Raw genomic sequence first — 19506 nt, 5'->3', positions numbered from 1 at the left:
ACATGCAATATAGGGCGTGTTACAGTTGGTTTTTAATTATGTGGTTATGGCTTAGATTGACTACTTTGTGCTTCACATTCGCGGCGCACATCTTCAATAATTTTTAACTCTTCTTCACTGTAGGGTTGTTCATTCAATTGCTGCTTTTTAAACGTTGGATCAAGCAGAGATAAACGTTGGCAAAGCGTGTTCATACGTTTTTCATTATTTTGAATACGGTCTAATAAAATACGCATACCTTCAAGCATTGGGTCTGATTGGTCTTGCGTTGCAGCATAGGCTTGGAATCCAATACTTTCGGCATAATCACGGCGACGTGCTTCATCTTGATCTTTTGGAAGATATTTACTGATGTAGCGTGCAGGATTTCCGACAGCAGTTGTACCAGCAGGTACGGCTTTGGTGACCACCGCATTTGACCCAACTTTGGCACCTTTACCTACGGTAAACGGCCCTAAGATTTTGGCACCCGCGCCAATAATTACCCCATCTTCAAGCGTAGGGTGGCGTTTGCCTTTATTCCAAGTAGTACCACCCAATGTGACACCATGATAGAGCGTAACGTCATCGCCAATCTCGGCAGTTTCACCAATAACCACACCCATGCCATGATCGATAAAAAAACGGCGGCCAATTTTTGCACCTGGGTGAATTTCAATACCTGTCGTAAAACGGCTAAATGAAGACAGTAGTCGAGCTGAGCCTTTACAGTCTTTTTTCCACAATTCATGTGCCATACGGTGCATGATTAAGGCATGAATGCCAGGATAAGTGGTTAAAACTTCTAAAGTGTTTCGCGCTGCTGGATCGCGCGCGAAGACAGCTTGTATATCCTCTTTTAGCTGTTTAAGCATTAGACGGATCCTCTTTGTCTTTGGTCTTAGGTGTAGATGGTTTCCAAGTTCCTTTATTTAAGGCTTGTACGCGACTAAAAATACCGCGAAGTAAATGATATTCCATTTTATCTAATTGTATACGCCCAAATAGTCGACGCAAGCGTAAAGGCAGTAATCTTGGATTATTTGGATCTAAAAACTCAATATCTTCAAGCATTTTCTCTAAATGTGGGTAGAACTGCTGCATTTGGTCATGCGTTACTAACGGTTCATCCCAATGCATTTGCGTAGTCTCTGTGACGGGCATGGTGGCTTCTGGGTCTTCGGTTTGTTCAATCCGTGCCAATGCCGCCATCCGCATTTCATAACAAATGATTTGAATGGCTTGAGCCACATTCAATACGCCATAATCGATATTGACTGGAATAGTGACATGATAGTTAGCCAATGCCAGTTCTTCATTGGTTAAGCCTCGGTCTTCACGTCCAAAGACTACGGCAACATTTTGCTGTTGTGTGACCACGGCTTGAAGTGATATTTCTGCCGCAGGGCGCGCATCTAGCAATGGCCAAGGAATAGTACGGCTACGTGCACTGGTCCCAAAGACAATGTGACAGTCTTGAATGGCTTGTTCTAGGGTGTCTACAATTTTAATTTGCGGAATCAGATCTACCGCACCAGCAGCCAGTGCTTCAATGTCTGGATGAGGATAGGTTTTTGGAGCAACCAAGACCAATTGGCTAAGCCCCATCGTTTTCATGGCTCGCAGTGCGCTGCCAATATTGGCAGGCAAGGTCGTATTCACCATGACAATACGGACATGGGAAAGATGTGCTGCAACCGCAGTATTGTCAAATTGATTCATTGCATTTCCAATCTTGTTTACTTGCTGAATTCGGTTAATCGTTATGAATATTGATTAACATCAGCTTGATATAAATCCATTGCCTCATCCATGCTTAAATCGGCGGGTGGAGGAGGGACTTGTACTGGTTTGGCTTGCTCGTAATTGACGGCTTTGGCAGCTTTAGATTTCACCTGATATTCAACATAGATGGCTTCTTTACCAAAATAATCGCGCAATTTACTTAAAAGTTCATCTAAAGGAGCAACTTTCCATTGCATGCCCAAATGTAATTCCGCAGAAGCATAGGCATAATCGAGTTGCAATAACATAGGAATATGATTGCACAAATCGACATTGCAATAGGGCAACAAGATTTTTTGTAAATCTTGAGTTAAAGTTTTACTTAGATGATCAGCGTGTAACTTAACTTGAATGCTATTGGCACGCTTTTGACGGATTTCATTCAGGCTAAAGGCTTTGGTTAAACGTCCCATTGGACGATCATATCCTTCACGTTCATAAATTTCGCCTTCAATCACCACCACACGTTCATTGACAATAATGTCTTTAAAGCGTTGGAAACGTTCGTGATTGGCAGAAACCTCAATGCGTGATGTGCCATCATCTAAGGTAATCATGACACGGTTCGGGAAGTTAGCAACATCGACCACTAAGCCTGCAAATACCGTGGTTACACCACGACGTGTGGGTGTCAATTCATTAATTTTTGCAGGAACAAAAGATTTTAATTCAGTACGATAGACATCAATTGGGTGCCCTGTTAAATATAAACCTAGGGTGTCTTTTTCACCTTTTAAGCGGACTTCATCTGACCATGGTTTAACTGGTTTTGCAGGCTTACGTTGAACTTCTTCAACTTCGCCAAATAAATCCATAATGCCTGTTTCACGGTTGCTACGTGCTTGTTCTGCGGCTTGTACAGCCTCAGGTAATTGTGCCATTAAGCTTGAACGTTCAATACCTAGACAGTCCAAAGCACCTGCACGAATCAGCGCTTCAAGGGTGCGTTTATTGATTCTCTTTAAATCAATACGATGGCAGAAATCAAACAGGTCTTTATAAGGACCATTCTGTAGGCGGGAGTCAATGACTGACTGCATCGCCTGTTCACCGACACCTTTAATCGCACCTAAACCATAAACAATGGTTTGCTCATCAGTAGCATGGAAATGATACAGCGACATATTCACAGAGGGCGGTAAAACGTCTAAACCATTATTACGACAGTCATCAATCAAGAACACGACGTTGTCAGTATTCTGCATTTCCGAAGACAGTACCGCAGACAAGAATTCGGCAGGGTAATGTGCTTTTAACCAAGCTGTTTGATAGGCAACCAAAGCATAGGCAGCGGCGTGGGATTTGTTAAAACCATAACCTGCGAACTTTTCCATGTAGTCGAAGATATGGTTGGCTGTGGCTTCATCAATGTCTTTTTGTGCAGCACCTTCAATAAAGATCTGGCGCTGTTTCACCATTTCTTCGGGTTTCTTTTTACCCATGGCTCGGCGGAGTAAGTCCGCGCCACCAAGGGTATAGCCCGCACAGTATTGCGCAGCCTGCATCACCTGCTCTTGATAGACCATAATCCCGTAAGTCGGTTCAAGTACACCTTCAAGTAAAGGATGTAAGTATTCAAACTCTCCGCCGTGCATACGATGAATAAAGTCAGGAATCAGATCCATAGGACCCGGACGGTACAAAGATACGAAGGCAATAATTTCCTCAAATTTGCTCGGACGAGCTTCTTTGAGCATTTTTTTCATACCGACGGATTCAAACTGGAATACCGCTGTGGTGTTGGCATCGGCAAAGACCAAGTAAGCATCTTTGTCGTCTAAAGGAATATTGGCAATATCCAGTGGGATGGTCGAAGGATAGTGCTTGTTAATATTTTGCACTGCATCTTCAATAACGGTTAAGTTACGTAGTCCCAAAAAGTCAAACTTGACCAGTCCCGCTGCTTCTACGTCGTCTTTATCGTATTGTGAAACACGACCTGTGCCGTCTGCATCACAGAGTACCGCAGAGAAGTCGGTAATTTTAGTCGGTGCAATGACCACGCCGCCCGCATGTTTACCTGTATTACGCGTAATCCCTTCTAATTTGAGGGCCATTTCCCAGATTTCTGAGGCATCGTCATTGTCTGGATTTGAAGGGTTAGTGACAATATCTTTTAGTTGCGGTTCAGCTTCAATCGATTCTTCTAAAGTCAAACCTAAAGGTTTGGTTGGAATCATTTTAGAAATACGATCCGCTAAACCATAAGATTTACCTAAGACACGCGCAACGTCACGAATGGCACCTTTTGCCGCCATGGTTCCGAAGGTCGCAATCTGAGACACTGCATCACGACCATAGTTTCGTGCCACGTAGTCAATGACTTTATCACGCCCTGCAATACAGAAGTCGACGTCAAAGTCGGGCATGGAAACACGTTCTGGGTTTAAGAAACGTTCAAAGAGCAGGTCATAACGGAGTGGGTCAAGGTCGGTAATTTTTAAACTATACGCGACTAAAGAGCCGGCACCCGAACCACGACCAGGACCGACAGGTACGCCGTTATTTTTTGACCATTGAATGAAGTCCATGACAATCAGGAAGTAGCCAGGAAACCCCATTGAGTTAATAATATTAATTTCGTAAGTAATACGGTCATCATAAGGTTTACGGATTTCAGCCCAATCATCACCGCGTTGTGCTACAGGATACAAATGATTCAGACGTTCTTCTAAACCTTCTTTGGACAAATGTTCAAAGAAGGTGTCAATGGTATGACCTTCAGGAATTGGATAATCAGGTAGGAAGTACTTGCCCAATTGTAGGGTGACATTACAGCGTCGAGCAATGTGGAAGCTATTTTCAATTGCAGTCGGCAAGTCAGAAAACAGCTCGGTCATTTCAGCTTCGGTTTTAAAATATTGCTCAGAGCTATAATGTTTTGGGCGACGATTGTCGCCTAGGACATAACCATCGGCAATACAGACACGGGCTTCATGTGCGTCAAAGTCTTCACGGGTAATAAAGTGCACATCATTATGTGCCACTACGCCAATATTATATTTTTTAGCCAGTTTAACGGCTTCTAAAATGTAATCGTCTTCAAAGGGGCGATCAGTTCGGGTGAGTGCTAAATAAACACGATTGCCAAATTTTTCGATCCATTGTTCGAGTAAGGGTTCTGCTTTTTGTGGGTTTGACGAACACAGCATTTTGCCGACATCACTGTGCATACCCAATAAGGCAATAATGTCTTGATGTTGTTCTAGAACCCAGTCTTTTTGTACGCAGGGAATATCGAGTTGCTGACCTTCAATAAAACCACGGGAAACAATTTCAGTAAGCCCACGCCAACCTTGATTGGTCATAGCCAATAAGGTCACACGATGTTCAGCATCATTCAGGCGAATCACTGAACCTAAAATCGGTTTGATCCCTTTGGATAGGCAAGAGCCGTAGAATTTCACAGCAGCGTGCAGGTTAGACAAATCCGTCAATGCCAAAGCGGGCATTTCATCATTTACGGCAGCTTTAATTAGATCAGGTATCCGAACGATAGATTCAGTAATAGAATATTCGGTATGAATACCAAGATGAACAAAGTGCATAAATGAGTTCCTGCAAAAACCACTCAATAGTTTAGCACGCTATGCGCTTAATCTGAGTTTAATTGAAATGAATTGGTTAAGATTTAGTAGCTTGAAAGCCTTTGCAGGCTTGTTTTATTTTGTCGCATCCAAAATTTAGAATCCATTTCATAGGCAGATTTAAGAAATGGGTGGATAGACTTAACAACCAAGCGCTTACTGAATGGCGAATTGCGCTAGTTTTCCGTTCTTAAACTGAAAGTTGAGATAAGCTGTGTAGGGTGGACTGAACTCTTGAGGATGATTCAAATACGCTTTGACTTGATTGTTTTCTAATATCAGGACTTGTGCTTCTCCTGACGGATTGATGCTGCGAGCACTGTGTTTAAAATCTTGTTTAAATTGCTGTAATGAATATTGCGGTGAGATATGGATGTTTTGTACAAAAATATTTTCAGACATGTCTTTGGTATTGTTCCAAGTCATTCAGATACGACCTTGGGTTTGCCCTAATTGTTTGAAACTGGATTTATTTTGATAAAATTGTTCATCTTTGATTTTGGGATTATCTTCAGTGAAGATTTCAAATTTTAGTGTTTTATTGGGTGAGGGATTTAAACTGTATTCATAGTTCCCAGTACATTCTGAATAGACTTTATGGGTTTTAGTCTTCCCAGTTTTGATCAATTTGTTGACTTGATCTGCTGATACCGCAGCATTCAGTTCAATCTGATTGACTTTGACACTAGTGACATAATTATAAGAAATAGTATTTGCATAGCTGGCTGTCGAAAGCACACAAAGGCTCATTAATATCGTCTTTATTTTCATGATTAAGTTGGGCTTTGTTTGTTGTTATGCTGATTATATAAATTTCGGATTCGAAAAAAGCTCCCACTTAGGGAGCTTTAAAAGATCTGTTTTATCTTAAACGAGACAACCAGTCACCAAAGCTTTGTACTAACTGTACTAAAATCAGTAGAACAATTACTGTGAGGATGACCACACTGGTGTCAAAACGTTGGTAACCATAAGAAATAGCAAGGTCACCAATACCACCAGCACCTACAGCACCCGCCATCGCAGTGGCACCAATCAGGCTAATGGTGGCAGTCGTTAAGTTCAAAATAAGCGAACTGCGCGCTTCAGGTACAATAAATTTGAAAATGATTTGCCAAGGACTCGCACCCATTGCTTGAGCGGATTCAATAATCCCTTCATTGACTTCTAGGAGTGAAGTTTCAATCAGACGACCAATATAAGGCCCTACATAAATGGTGAGTGGAACAATGGCTGCCCACGTACCAATAGAAGTCCCCACAAGTACTTTAGTCAGTGGAATGACTGCAATGAGTAAAATAATAAATGGTAATGAACGTAAGGCATTCACAATCGGGTTTAATACATGATAAACCACACGATTTGGTAAAATACCATTTGGACGCGTCACTAATAAGGCAATGGCTTGAATAAAACCCCAAATTGAACCAAACAGCATAGCAAAAAACACCATGTGAAACGTTTCCTGCATAGCCGTGACAAATTGGTCAATACTGAGTGAACTATGCCAAAATGGTGCCGTAAGGTCTGTCAGCCATTGTACGATTAAATCTCTCATTCGCAGACTCCAGATTGTTCAACTTTCACACCATGTTGCTCAAAGAATGCAATTGTCTCTTGAATGATGTCTGGATCGCCCAATAACTGAATAAACATCTGCCCAATTACCGAACCATTAATTTCGGTCATGTTGGCAAATAAGATATTCAAACTAATATCAAATTGTTTAATTGCAGCTTGAACCACAGTTTCTTGAGCGGAAGTGCCTAAGAATTGCAAGCTATAAATACTGTGCTGATTTTGATTCTCTAAATTATTAAGAATATTGATCGGCAATTGCTGCTGTAACACAGTTTGAATGAAGTTCTTGGTCGTTGGATGTTGCGGCTGACTGAAAATTTCAAGGGTAGGCCCTGTTTCAATCACTTTGCCTTGTTCCATCACTGCCACATAGTCACAAACTGATTCAATCACGTCCATTTCATGCGTCACCATCACAATGGTAATGCCTTGTTCCTGATTAATCTTTTTTAACAATGCTAAAACTGATTTTGTGGTTTGAGGATCAAGTGCTGAAGTTGCTTCATCGCAAAGTAAGATTTTTGGATGATTCGCCAACGCACGTGCAATACCAACACGTTGCTTTTGACCACCAGAAAGTTCATCGGGATAAGCATCTTTTTTATGCTTCAGATCGATAAATTCGAGTAGTTCATTCAGGCGTTTTTCTCTTTCCGCTTTGGAAAAGCCTAAAAGCTTCAATGGCATTTCAATATTGGCTGCCACCGTTTTGGTTTGCAGTAAATTGAAGTGCTGAAAAATCATACCGATATTTGCACGTTCTTGACGTAATGAACGTGCATCCAAGGCTGTAAAGTCGGTGTCACGAATAATGACCTGACCTTGCGTAGGACGTTCAAGCAAATTAATCAGACGGATTAAGGTACTTTTACCTGCACCACTATAGCCAATAATGCCAAAAATACTGCCATCTGGAATAGTCAGGTTAATGTTATCCAGAGCACGTATGGTTTGACCTTTGAGCTCGTAGTGTTTTGAAATGTCTTTAAATTCAATCATAGCGTCAAAAACTGTACAAAATGAAAAAACAGGCAAAGTCACTTTGCCTGTTTTGTTTGCAGCATTATATTACTATTTGCTTTCGGTAAGATAGCTAACAGGTTTGTTTACATCAATTTTAGTACCGCCAAAGTGTTCTTGAACATATTGTTCTACAGCTTTGGTGTGGTAAAGCTCACCCACTTTTTTCAATACAGGGTCATCTTTACGTGATTCTGCAACCGCTAAAATGTTGACATTCATCTTCGTGGTTTGATCAACTGGCTCATAGTAAATAGCATCTTTCAATACATTTAAACCACCTTCCATAGCCAAGGTGTTGCCCAATACAATTGCATCTACTTCGTCTTTAACACGAACAGCAGTAGCCATTTGAATTGGTTTGATGACGATTTTCTTGTTGTTTTCAACGATGTCAGCAGGTGTACCTTTTACATCATCAAAACCAGCTTTTAATTTTACTAAGCCAGCAGATTGAAGCAATAACAATGCGCGTGATTCGTTAGCACCATCATTAGGAATGGCAATGGTTGCACCAGTCTGGAATTCATCAAGCTTTTTCACTTTGCTTGAATAAATACCCATAGGCTCAAGGTAAGTCGTAGAAACTGGCGCAATTTTATCTTTATTGTTGGCATTGAAGGCAACAAGGTAAGCGTAAGATTGGAATGCGTTAATGTCGATTTCTTTATTGGCTACAGCAGTGTTCATTGCCACGTAGTCAGTAAAGTTTTTCACTTCAAGCTTAATGCCTGCTTGTTTCGTTTCAGGAAGGGTTGCAATAAAACGCCAGATATCAGCGTCAGAGCCAGTTGAAGCCATGACTACGGTTTGTTCTGTAGTTGTTGCCGCATCAGTTTTGGTTTCAGTAGCAGGAGCTTCCTGTTTGCTGCAGGCACTGAGTGTTAACACAGATGCACTCAATAAAACGCTAAATAGCTTTTTCATGAATATTTCCTAGTACAGACATCATTTCATCGTTTCACATTATAAAGACATGCTAAATAAATATCCGATGCTCACGATGAATGAAGTTGTCTGATAAAAATTCGGTACTTTGCGATTTTCTAGCTATATACCGAGCTAAAAGTTCGCTTCATCCCAACAAGACCAAAATAATTTCGTATTAAGAAATTCAAAATTTTCACGTTATGATATTGAAATCACATCGTATTACTGTCGAAACAGCTTTTGAAGTCTTAAAAAGTTACGCTATGATAACAATAAAACTATATTCGATATAGTGAATAAGAATGCAATGTTTATCTGTTTAGTCGCAAAAGAAAATGTGGGTTTTAGATAAAATAATAATAAAAACAATATATTGTTTTAAATTAATCTGTTGGATTTATTAATTGTGCTGAAATATTATGCTTTATAAGATTTTATCCAATAGACATACGAAAAATGAATAATTAATGAAAATTGAATGTGTTTAATTGTTTTAATAATATGAAATTATTGAGTTTTTTTATAAATTTAAATGACTGCTTGGAATATTTGTGATGAGTCTGGGTAACCTAGTTTCTTATATATAAGACTAAAGTTTAAGTCGTGGCGTTCAGCTAAAGTCATGAATTGCTTGATGTAAGAAATCTAAAGTGATATTTAAGTCGCGTTTGTAAAAAATGGTTTGGAATGTCACCACGGGAGCTTGAAATTGAAGTTTCAAGTTCGTAATCAATATCACGATCCTCTGAGCTAGGTGTTAAAAAAGAGCTGAAAATGCTAAATGAAGCATGAAGAATGATGTTTTTGCTTCAGTTACAGTCTTTCTAGGTAATGATAAAATTAAAAAAACCCGCAAAATTAGCGGGTTTTTCTACTACTGTATAAATGCGAGTTATGCATTTTCACGTGCAATAGCACGATAACCAATATCTGTACGATATTGCATACCCGTAAATGTCACTTGACCACAAACTTCTAAAGCATTGACTTGCGCTTCAAGTACGGTATCACCAAGCGCTGTGACACATAAAACACGACCACCCGCAGTCAAGATGTGACCGTCAGCGCTCATTGCTGTGCCTGCATGGAAGATTTTAGTGTTTTCTGGCGATTGACCAAGACCAGAAATCACGTCACCTTTACGAACGGTTTCTGGGTAACCTTCTGCTGCAAGTACAATACCAATTGATTTGCGTTCATCCCATTCCGCTTCTGCTGGGAGATTGCCTGCAATACCAGCTTCAACCAAATCGACCAGTGAAGATTTTAAACGCATCATAATCGGTTGTGTTTCAGGGTCACCAAAACGGCAGTTAAATTCGATTACACGTGGTTGACCTTGCCCATCAATCATAAGGCCTGCATATAAGAAGCCAGTGTAAACATGACCATCTTTTTTCATGCCTTCCACAGTTGGACGCATAATTTCAGCCATGACGCGATCAAAGACTTCAGGAGTAACCACTGGGGCAGGAGAGTATGCACCCATACCACCCGTGTTTGGACCTTGGTCACCTTCAAAGATGCGCTTATGATCTTGAGAAGTTGCCATAGGAAGGATGTTGTCACCATCAATCATACAAATGAAAGAGGCTTCTTCACCTGCAAGGAATTGTTCAACAACAACACGAGAACCAGCATCACCAAATTTGTTTCCAGCTAACATGTCATCAATCGCTGCAAAAGCTTCATCGTTGGTCATTGCAACAATTACGCCTTTACCCGCAGCAAGACCATCGGCTTTAATGACGATAGGAGCACCATGTTCTGTTACATAAGCTTTGGCAGCATCGACTTCTGTGAATACATCATAAAACGCAGTTGGAATATTATGACGTTTTAAAAAGTGTTTCGCGAAAGCTTTTGAGCCTTCTAGCTGTGCAGCAAATTGAGTTGGTCCCCAAATTTTAAGACCTGCTTCACGACATGCATCAACTACACCATTTACAAGTGGAGCTTCTGGACCGACCACAATTAAATCAACTGCATTATTTTGAGCAAATTCAATAATTGCAGGATTATTTTGAATGTCTAATGCAACGTTTTCACATTTATCTTCAGTTGCAGTTCCTGCATTACCAGGCGCAACAAATACCTTAGCTACTTTTTCATCTTGAGCGATTTTCCATGACAAAGCATGTTCACGACCGCCACTACCCAAAACTAAAATGTTCATCTTACTATCCTTTTTTTAATCCCTCCCAGCCTCCCTTTGAAAAGGGAGGGGCATCACGAATTTAAAGAGCCCTTTAATTCATGACAAGTCCCCCTTTTTAAAGGGGGATTTAGGGGGATTTTTGAATATGAATTATTGTAAATTAATGACGGAAATGACGCATACCTGTGAAGACCATGGCAATACCCGCTTCATCAGCAGCAGCAATCGTTTCTTCATCACGCATAGAACCGCCCGGTTGAATAATACATTTAATGCCTGCTTTCGCTGCATTATCAATACCATCACGGAATGGGAAGAATGCATCAGACGCCATTACAGCACCTTCAACCACTAAGCCAGCATGTTCAGCTTTAATTGCTGCAATACGTGCTGAGTTCACGCGGCTCATTTGACCTGCGCCCACACCAATTGTTTGGCGATTTTTCGCATAAACAATCGCATTCGACTTCACATATTTTGCAACTTTCCATGCAAAAATTAGGTCGTCAATTTCTTGTTCAGTAGGGGCACGCTTAGTTACGACTTTAAGGTCATCTTTAGTGATCATGCCTAAGTCTTGCTCTTGAACCAATAAACCGCCGTTTACACGTTTGTAGTCCAACTGTGGAGCACGTTCGTCAATTGCTGGTAATTCACCGCAAACGAGAACACGAACATTCTTTTTCGCGCCTGTTACTTCAAGTACGCCTTCAGCGATGCTTGGCGCAATGATCACTTCCACGAATTGACGGTCAACAATCGCTTGTGCTGTTGCAACGTCTAATTCACGGTTGAATGCAATGATGCCACCGAACGCTGATTCAGGGTCTGTTGCATAAGCCAAGTCATATGCTGCTTGAATACCATCTAAAGACACAGCAACACCACAAGGGTTCGCATGTTTAACGATGACGCAAGCTGGTTTTGCAAATGATTTCACACATTCAAGTGCGGCATCTGTATCTGCAATATTGTTGTAAGAAAGCTCTTTACCTTGAAGCTGTTTCGCAGTTGAAACAGAGGCTTCAGTTGCTGTGCTTTCTACATAGAATGCTGCTGACTGGTGTGGGTTTTCACCATAACGCAAGTCTTGAACTTTATTTAATTGTGTATTGAAAGTACGTGCAAACTTGTCTGCTTGACCTTCTTCTTTACCAACGCGAGCGCCTAGATAAGAAGCAATCATGCCGTCATATTGTGCTGTATGTTCAAATGCTTTAACGGCTAAGTCAAAACGAGTTTCATAAGACAAAGCGCCATTTGCTTTAAGCTCAGCAACAACAGTGTCATAGTCTGTAGCATTAACCACAATACCTACAGAGGCATGGTTTTTCGCAGCAGCACGAACCATTGTTGGGCCACCGATGTCGATATTTTCAATCGCATCTGCAAGTGAACAGTTTGGTTTAGCGACTGTTGCAGCGAATGGATAAAGGTTTACAACCACCAAGTCAATTGCATCGATGTTGTGTTCAGCCATTACTGCTTCGTCTAAACCACGACGAGCTAAAATACCGCCATGAATTTTTGGGTGTAAAGTTTTTACACGACCATCCATCATTTCTGGGAAACCTGTGTGCTCTGAAACTTCTACAACTGCGATGTTGTTGTCTTTAAGCAACTTATATGTACCGCCAGTTGATAAAATTTCTACCCCTAGAGCAGAAAGGTTTTGAGCGAACTCAACAATACCAGTTTTATCGGAAACAGAGATTAATGCGCGTTTAATGGTCATGATCTTCGTCACAGTTATCAAGGATTAAAACAAAAAGCTAAAAATAGCAGGTAAAAAAAATGCCCGCGGAAGCCGCAAGCATTTTATCATTTATTCACTCATTAAACCGTGAGCTTTCAACTTTTTACGTAAAGTGCCACGGTTCAGTCCAAGAATCTCGGCAGCACGTGTTTGATTACCACGCGTATACTCAAGAACTACAGATAAAAGAGGTTTCTCCATTTCTGCTAGCACCATGTCATAGACCTGAGAAGGTTGCTCGCCTTGCAATTGAGCAAAGTAATGGCGAACTGCGCGATCTACGTGAATACGTAGAGCAACATCAGATTGTGCAGTAAAAATAGGAGATTTGCTATTCATGCGAATTAATCCGAAAAATCAGATACCACTTGGGTAAAGCGATATATTAATGTTGTCTATAAAAAATAAATGAACTCCGTTTTAGATCCTAAAACGAGGAGTTCTAAAACTCGTACATTTAGCTTGCCACAATCCAGCTACATTGATCAAAAAACATACGTAACAATAATTTAATATTTGTTACTGATCAAATCAAAACAAAAAATAGATACCCTACGCATTATCTGGAATAAAGCGCATTGGCAAAACTAGTAGTTGTTGTGAAAATTAGCGAGGAGTTTGCAGCACAAAGCTTTCGTGGCGCGTATGATACCATTGTCTTAGAAAAAGTGAGCAAGAAAACTGCATTTTTTTTACTTTTTTTTTACTTTTTTTGTAGTTTTTTCATTTTTTAAGGTCCAATGATTTCTAAACTATAGTCATCAAAGCTTTTTCGATCGACTGGAAGCTCAAAATGGATTTTAAATGGTCTTTTTTGAGGGATACGCTCAATACCAACCAAGTTGTCTGCTAAATATTCTTTGGGTTGCAGTGTGAAGCTACCTGTTTCTACTCCTTGTTCACGTAAAATAACTTTAAGAATAGGTAAAGGAATACTCTTATCGTAATAATTGATTAATTCACCTGTAAATAGTGTTTTGTTTTTTGCAACACGCTTGGCTTTTACTTTGGTGGCACTAATAAGAGTATAGTTCTCTTGTTGTATTTCACATTTGAACAAAGCGCAAACTTGGTTAAAGCTCGCGGCTAATTTAGGGCTACTTCTTAAGTATTGAGGATTAAACCAAAAGAACTGGAACAATAATAATAGAATTAAAGCAATATTAACGATACCCCACATTATATAATAGATAGGGCTACGTGGTTTGTGCTCTACATCTTTTTCTGCAAGGTTAAGCGCAGGGAAGTTTCCGATTGGATCGGTACTAAAATAATTGAGATTGTTTAAATACGTTTTTAAGTCAATATTGGAGTGTTCAATTTTTCGATCAAAAATTTCAAGTAATTGTTGACGATTCGACAAAGAATGTTCAAAAGCAATATTAGACATTTGATGGCGAAAGTCAGTATCTTGATTAGATGAGTCAAAATGATCATCCGAAGCTGGATAAGTCGCAAGCTGACCAAAGGACTGATTGATTAAATGTGTTAAAGCATTAAACGTAGTTGAACACTTTGGGCAACAAACCATGCCCTGAGCAACAGTCAGTTGAGCCACAGAGACTCGATAAATTGTTAGACACTCAGGACAGCTGGTTTGTTTTTCACTCATAGTTTTTAAATTAGATAGTTAGGCTTTGTGGCGTTTGCCTGAAATACGGCACCAGTTTTCTTCACGCGTTTCAACTTCTAATATATCAAAAAATTCTGAGTAAATGCTAGAAACATCAGCAACTTGCTCTTCAATTACACCTGCAAGTGCGAACTCTGCCTCATATTTTGTTAAAGTTGCAAACTCAGGTGCAAGAGCCATCAATGGGCCAGCTAGAATATTTGCAACCAATACATCGGCTTTTTGACTGCCAAAAGTTTCATTAAACTCATCTGGCAAGCCTACAAACAGTTGCTCAAGAACACCATTTAAATCAGCGTTTTGTTGAGTTGCTAATATCGCTTGTGGGTCAATATCTGTAGCGTAGACTTTTTTCGCACCTAAAAGTAAGGCTGCAACACCAAGAATGCCCGAACCACATCCGTAGTCGATCACGATTTTATCTTTAAGGTCAGTTTTACCAAGCCATTGTAAGCATAAGAAAGTACTTGCGTGATTGCCTGTACCAAAAGCTAAACCTGGGTCCAGTTTAATGTTGACCGCATCCGCTTCTGGTGGCTCTAACCATTCAGGCACAATCCAGAATTTTTCACTGATTTGAATGGGTTCGTAATAGTCCATCCAAGATCTTTCCCAGACTTGATCTTCTAAGTATTCACTACGCAAAGGTGCGTCTGGCATTTGCGCGCGAATGAAGGTTTCTAATGCAGCAACATCAATTTCTTCATTATCTTCTTGTGCATAAATACCCGTCACAATGACTTTATTCCAAAGTGGTGTTTCACCTGGAAGTGGCTCAAGTAAGTCTTGATTTTCAGCATCGTCCAAAGTCACGCTCACTGCGCCCAAAGAACTTAATAATGTTTCTGTAAAATCGACTTGTGCTTGATCAACAGTAATATGAATTTGTAACCACTTCACGGAATAACCCAAACTTTGCTTTTCTAAAACGCACATTGTAACTGAGAGCAGCACTTACAGCTACACTTTCATATAACTGTAAAAAAGGATGCCGAAGCATCCTTTTTTTATTTTAAGATTTTAGGTTAATTGGGTTGTCATCCTGAACAGATTTTGGCGTTCCTTCTAATTTATTCAACAACATGCCAAAACCAGCAGCGATGAAGTACATAAATAAAGAATAAACTGCAGCAGGCATCGCTACAGTAGTATTTCCAATCACAGTCAGGGCGATTGTGACGGCAAGTGTTCCGTTGTGTATTCCAATTTCGAAAGCACAAGCACGTGCTTGCGCGCTGTTGACTGAAATGAGTCGTGGTAATACATAGCCAAGTGTTAAGCTAATCATACAGAATAGAATGGTAACGCCACCAACCTGCGTGAAATATTGCGCAATGTTATTTCTTTCTTTAATAAATGCAGCAGCAATAATTAAAATTAAAAATACAACCGAGAAAATGCGAACAGGTCGGTGCATTTTCTGTGTGAAATTTGGTGCAAAGTGACGAATTGTCATACCAATACAAACAGGCACAATGATGATACTAAAGACCTGAATAATTTTCCCAAGCTGCAAATTGATTTGTTGACCATCATTAATAAAATGATGAATCGAGAAGTTGACAATCAATGGTAGGGTTACTGCTGCGAGCACAGAGTTAATTGCCGTAAGGGTAATATTTAACGCGACATCGCCTTTAAAGAGATAACTATATAAATTGGCAGTTGTGCCACCTGGTGAAGCTGCAAGAAGCATGACACCAACCGCCAGAAGCGGTGGAAGTGCAAAAAGTTTACACAGTAAAAATGCAATACCCACAAGAAGGACTAGTTGTGTAAATAAGGCAATCATCACGGCTTTGGGTTGTTTGGTAACGCGTGCAAAATCTTTAGGGGTGAGCTCAAGACCTAAGCCCATCATAATGATTGCTAAAGCGAGAGGTAGAATAACGGTAATCAATCCTGAATCCATTTTTATTCCTATTGTTGAATCAATTTAATTTTAAAATCAGTGAAACTCGATCCTGAGTTTTTGATTGAGATTGTGGTTATTTTTGTGTGGGGTCTTTTGCCTAAGCGATACACAATCATTTTGATCATAATGTATTTATAAAAGTTGCAAATGACATTTTATGCACAAAGCTGTTGGTTTAAGCATGGTATATACACTTTATAAGTAAAATAATGAGTGTGACGCTTGTCGCGGTTTTTAAAAGATAAGCGTTGATTTTATAGAGTATTTTTTAATTTAACTTAATGTTTTTTATGTATTTATTTTAGTTTTAATTGTGACGTATTTTATTTGTTGAAGCATTATTTGTAGGGTGTTGTTTTAGATGGAATTTGTCAGTTTTAAAAAATGACAAGTGCATTTTATTATCAAATTGGCTGTAAAAGTGACCCTTGGGTTCTCATTATGAGTTTTTGTATTTTATTGAACCGAAACTGAGGGGGGAGGAGGATATTCACGCCATAACAAAAGTGGTCGAAGATGAAATACTTCAACCACTTTGTGGAGGATAACTGTCTGTAAATTACTTACTATTTACTTAGGATAAGGTGCAGTGAAACCTAAAGCACATTTTCCTTTCACTTCCATCCCATTGATCATGACAGATTTGGCTGCCATATCGGTTTGGCATGCTGTCATTAATTCGGATTCATTTCCCTTCACTGCTTTATTGCTACTAAAGAATTGTGGTTCGCAGGTCCCATTCCAAATAATGCCGCGGTAAGCAAAACTGACAGGAGCGCCTTGAGTTTTTCCTTTGCAGACCTGCATATATTTTTGCGCGTTGTACGTGGTTTCAACTTTATCATTTGCCTGAGTCGCAAATGGAGTAAGACATAAACCGCAGAGCACAGCAGAGAGTAGAATATTTTTATTCATGATGCGTACCTTGTTCCTATATTTTTAAGGTTACTCCTTAATAGAATAAAAAATAGCCAAAATAAAACAGTGTAGATCAGGTAAATAATGCTGAAAAATTGTGATAAATTGCTTAATTATTAGGCTGATCAATGGTATTTGTGTAGCGATATGCAACATTCAATAGGAAATTTTTTAAAAATAAAATTGAGTTGTTTGGTCAACTTATTCAGCAAAATTTGATATAATACTCTGTCATTCTTTTTATTTCTCTCTATACCACTATGCATTATCCTAAAGTTTACGATGTCATTGTTATCGGTGGCGGTCACGCAGGTACGGAAGCAGCGCTTGCTGCGGCGCGTATGGGTCGACAGACTTTACTCCTGACTCATAACATTGAGACTTTAGGGCAGATGAGCTGTAACCCAGCCATTGGTGGCATTGGTAAATCGCACTTAGTCCGTGAAATTGATGCTTTGGGCGGTGCGATGGCACTGGCTGCAGACAAAGGTGGTATTCAGTTCCGTATTCTGAATTCACGTAAAGGTGCAGCGGTACGTGCAACACGTGCGCAGGCTGACCGTGTACGTTATAAAGCTGCGATTCGTGACACTTTGGAAAACCAAGCCAATTTGGATATTTTTCAACAAGCAGCAGATGATCTGATTGTTGAAGGTGATACTGTAAAAGGCGTTGTGACCCAAATGGGTATTCGCTTTGATGCGAAAACAGTCGTACTTACAGCAGGGACTTTCTTAGGTGGTGTAATCCACGTTGGGCTTGAAAAATCAAGTGGTGGTCGCGCAGGTGATCCACCTTCAATTTCGCTTGCACATCGTTTACGTGAGTTAAATCTGCCGGTAGGCCGTTTAAAAACGGGTACACCGCCACGTATTGATGCACGTTCAGTTGATTTTTCTGTGATGACTCCTCAACCTGGTGATTTCCCGTCTCCAGTGATGTCATTTATGGGTGATGCATCTATGCACCCAGAACAAGTCAACTGCTACATTACCCATACCAATGAAAAAACCCACGACATTATCCGTGGTGGTTTAGACCGTTCACCAATGTACACAGGTGTAATTGAAGGTGTAGGTCCACGTTACTGCCCATCAATTGAAGACAAAATTCACCGTTTTGCGGATAAAGACTCACACCAAGTGTTCTTAGAGCCTGAAGGCTTGGATACACATGAACTTTATCCAAATGGTATTTCAACGTCACTTCCATTTGATGTGCAGTTTGAATTGGTACGTTCGATTCGTGGTATGGAAAATGCGCATATTTTGCGTCCGGGCTATGCCATTGAGTACGATTACTTCAATCCACAAGCATTGAAATTTACTTTAGAAACCAAAGCGATTAATAACCTGTATTTTGCAGGTCAGATTAATGGTACGACAGGTTATGAAGAAGCGGGTGCACAAGGTTTGTTGGCAGGTCTGAACGCTGCGCGTCGTGCTTGGGATCAGGAACAATGGACGCCAAAACGTGATGAAGCGTATATGGGCGTGTTGGTCGATGACTTGATTACATTGGGTACGAAAGAACCGTACCGTATGTTTACTTCGCGTGCGGAATATCGCTTGATGTTGCGTGAAGATAATGCGGATCAGCGCTTAACTCCAGTGGGTCGTGAAATGGGCTTGGTGGATGACGTTCGTTGGGCAGCTTACTGTGAAAAAATGGAAGCTGTTGAACAAGAAACTGGCCGTTTACAACACCTTTGGGCTGCACCAAATAACCCGATGGGTAAAAAGTTTGTTGAAATGACAGGTGCGGATTTATCGAAAGAGTGTTCTGCGATTGATTTGTTAAAACGTCCGAATATTTCATTTGCTCAAATTGCAGAACTCACAGGTTCTGAAGTGTCTGCGCAAGTAGGCGATCAAATTGAAATCGCAGTGAAATATGCAGGTTATATTAACCGTCAGCATGAAGATGTCGCGCAAATGAAGCGTTTGGAAGAAACTAAAATTCCAGCCGACTTTGATTATGATGTGGTTTCAGGTTTATCTCGTGAAATTACTTTAAAATTGAAAGATGTGCGTCCAGATACTTTGGCGCAAGCAGGTCGTATTCCGGGTGTAACGCCAGCAGCAATACAGTTGGTGATGATTACGATTCGTAAGAATGCACAAACCAAGAAATCTGCTTAATCTTTGAAAGTTATTAAAAAAGCCCGCTTTATGCGGGCTTTTTTTTAGGTAAAATCAGCGCGGTATAAAACACAATAAAAAATAAGGTAGAGAGATGTCATTA

Annotated in this window: 16 protein-coding genes; 1 reads left to right on the top strand and 15 read right to left on the bottom strand. The window is 40.2% G+C overall.

What is annotated here, in order from left to right; genetic code table 11:
* Nucleotides 1-44 precede the first annotated feature (44 nt).
* The 15 genes from cysE to M5E07_RS10175 form a co-directional block, all read right to left on the bottom strand.
* A complete protein-coding gene (gene cysE, locus M5E07_RS10245) occupies nt 45-854 on the bottom strand; it encodes a serine O-acetyltransferase (RefSeq protein ID WP_252218990.1) in 810 nt (269 codons plus the stop codon).
* Nucleotides 847-1701 carry an RNA methyltransferase gene (locus tag M5E07_RS10240; RefSeq protein WP_252218987.1) on the bottom strand — a complete coding sequence of 285 codons (855 nt, stop codon included), beginning with the start codon at nt 1699-1701 and terminating at the stop codon, nt 847-849. Before M5E07_RS10240 ends, cysE begins: the two co-directional genes overlap by 8 nt.
* A 41-nt stretch (nt 1702-1742) precedes the next feature.
* On the bottom strand, nt 1743-5312 hold the full coding sequence (dnaE, locus tag M5E07_RS10235) for a DNA polymerase III subunit alpha (RefSeq protein WP_252218984.1): 3570 nt from the start codon (nt 5310-5312) through the stop codon (nt 1743-1745).
* 195 nt (nt 5313-5507) lie between these two features.
* The gene (locus tag M5E07_RS10230) at nt 5508-5777 is read right to left on the bottom strand and encodes a hypothetical protein (RefSeq protein WP_252218982.1); all 270 of its coding nucleotides are present in this window, start codon (nt 5775-5777) and stop codon (nt 5508-5510) included.
* Entirely contained in the window at nt 5778-6089 is a 312-nt protein-coding gene (locus M5E07_RS10225; RefSeq protein ID WP_252218980.1) for a hypothetical protein, read from the bottom strand. It lies immediately after the preceding gene.
* Between the two features lie 124 nt (nt 6090-6213).
* Nucleotides 6214-6909 (bottom strand): methionine ABC transporter permease, encoded by a 696-nt coding sequence (locus M5E07_RS10220; RefSeq protein WP_116758863.1) that lies wholly within the window; start codon nt 6907-6909, stop codon nt 6214-6216.
* Complete coding sequence (locus M5E07_RS10215) at nt 6906-7931, bottom strand: methionine ABC transporter ATP-binding protein (RefSeq protein WP_116758864.1); 1026 nt, start codon at nt 7929-7931, stop codon at nt 6906-6908. The genes M5E07_RS10220 and M5E07_RS10215 overlap by 4 nt, the downstream gene beginning before the upstream one ends.
* A 72-nt stretch (nt 7932-8003) precedes the next feature.
* A complete protein-coding gene (locus M5E07_RS10210) occupies nt 8004-8879 on the bottom strand; it encodes a MetQ/NlpA family ABC transporter substrate-binding protein (protein ID WP_252218978.1) in 876 nt (291 codons plus the stop codon).
* A gap of 895 nt (nt 8880-9774) precedes the next feature.
* Complete coding sequence (gene purD, locus M5E07_RS10205; RefSeq protein ID WP_252218976.1) at nt 9775-11058, bottom strand: phosphoribosylamine--glycine ligase; 1284 nt, start codon at nt 11056-11058, stop codon at nt 9775-9777.
* A 142-nt stretch (nt 11059-11200) separates the two neighbouring features.
* The gene (purH, locus tag M5E07_RS10200; protein ID WP_116758867.1) at nt 11201-12775 is read right to left on the bottom strand and encodes a bifunctional phosphoribosylaminoimidazolecarboxamide formyltransferase/IMP cyclohydrolase; all 1575 of its coding nucleotides are present in this window, start codon (nt 12773-12775) and stop codon (nt 11201-11203) included.
* Between the two features lie 90 nt (nt 12776-12865).
* Nucleotides 12866-13135, bottom strand: a complete 270-nt coding sequence (gene fis / locus M5E07_RS10195) for a DNA-binding transcriptional regulator Fis (RefSeq protein WP_001086304.1) — start codon at nt 13133-13135, stop codon at nt 12866-12868.
* 391 nt (nt 13136-13526) lie between these two features.
* The gene (locus M5E07_RS10190; RefSeq protein ID WP_252218974.1) at nt 13527-14408 is read right to left on the bottom strand and encodes an MJ0042-type zinc finger domain-containing protein; all 882 of its coding nucleotides are present in this window, start codon (nt 14406-14408) and stop codon (nt 13527-13529) included.
* Nucleotides 14409-14426: 18 nt separating this feature from the next.
* Nucleotides 14427-15329 (bottom strand): 50S ribosomal protein L11 methyltransferase, encoded by a 903-nt coding sequence (gene prmA, locus M5E07_RS10185; protein ID WP_252218972.1) that lies wholly within the window; start codon nt 15327-15329, stop codon nt 14427-14429.
* A 112-nt stretch (nt 15330-15441) separates the two neighbouring features.
* Entirely contained in the window at nt 15442-16341 is a 900-nt protein-coding gene (locus M5E07_RS10180) for a bile acid:sodium symporter family protein (protein WP_252218970.1), read from the bottom strand.
* 573 nt (nt 16342-16914) lie between these two features.
* Nucleotides 16915-17259 carry a hypothetical protein gene (locus M5E07_RS10175; protein ID WP_252218967.1) on the bottom strand — a complete coding sequence of 115 codons (345 nt, stop codon included), beginning with the start codon at nt 17257-17259 and terminating at the stop codon, nt 16915-16917.
* 263 nt (nt 17260-17522) lie between these two features.
* Between M5E07_RS10175 and mnmG the strand changes: the two genes are divergently transcribed.
* On the top strand, nt 17523-19403 hold the full coding sequence (gene mnmG / locus M5E07_RS10170; protein ID WP_252218964.1) for a tRNA uridine-5-carboxymethylaminomethyl(34) synthesis enzyme MnmG: 1881 nt from the start codon (nt 17523-17525) through the stop codon (nt 19401-19403).
* Nucleotides 19404-19506: the final 103 nt, after the last annotated feature.

It is taken from the genome of Acinetobacter tibetensis, assembly GCF_023824315.1.
GTDB lineage: Bacteria > Pseudomonadota > Gammaproteobacteria > Pseudomonadales > Moraxellaceae > Acinetobacter > Acinetobacter tibetensis.
The sequence above is the reverse complement of the archived record's forward strand: the minus strand, read 5'-3'. Positions and strand labels throughout refer to the sequence as shown.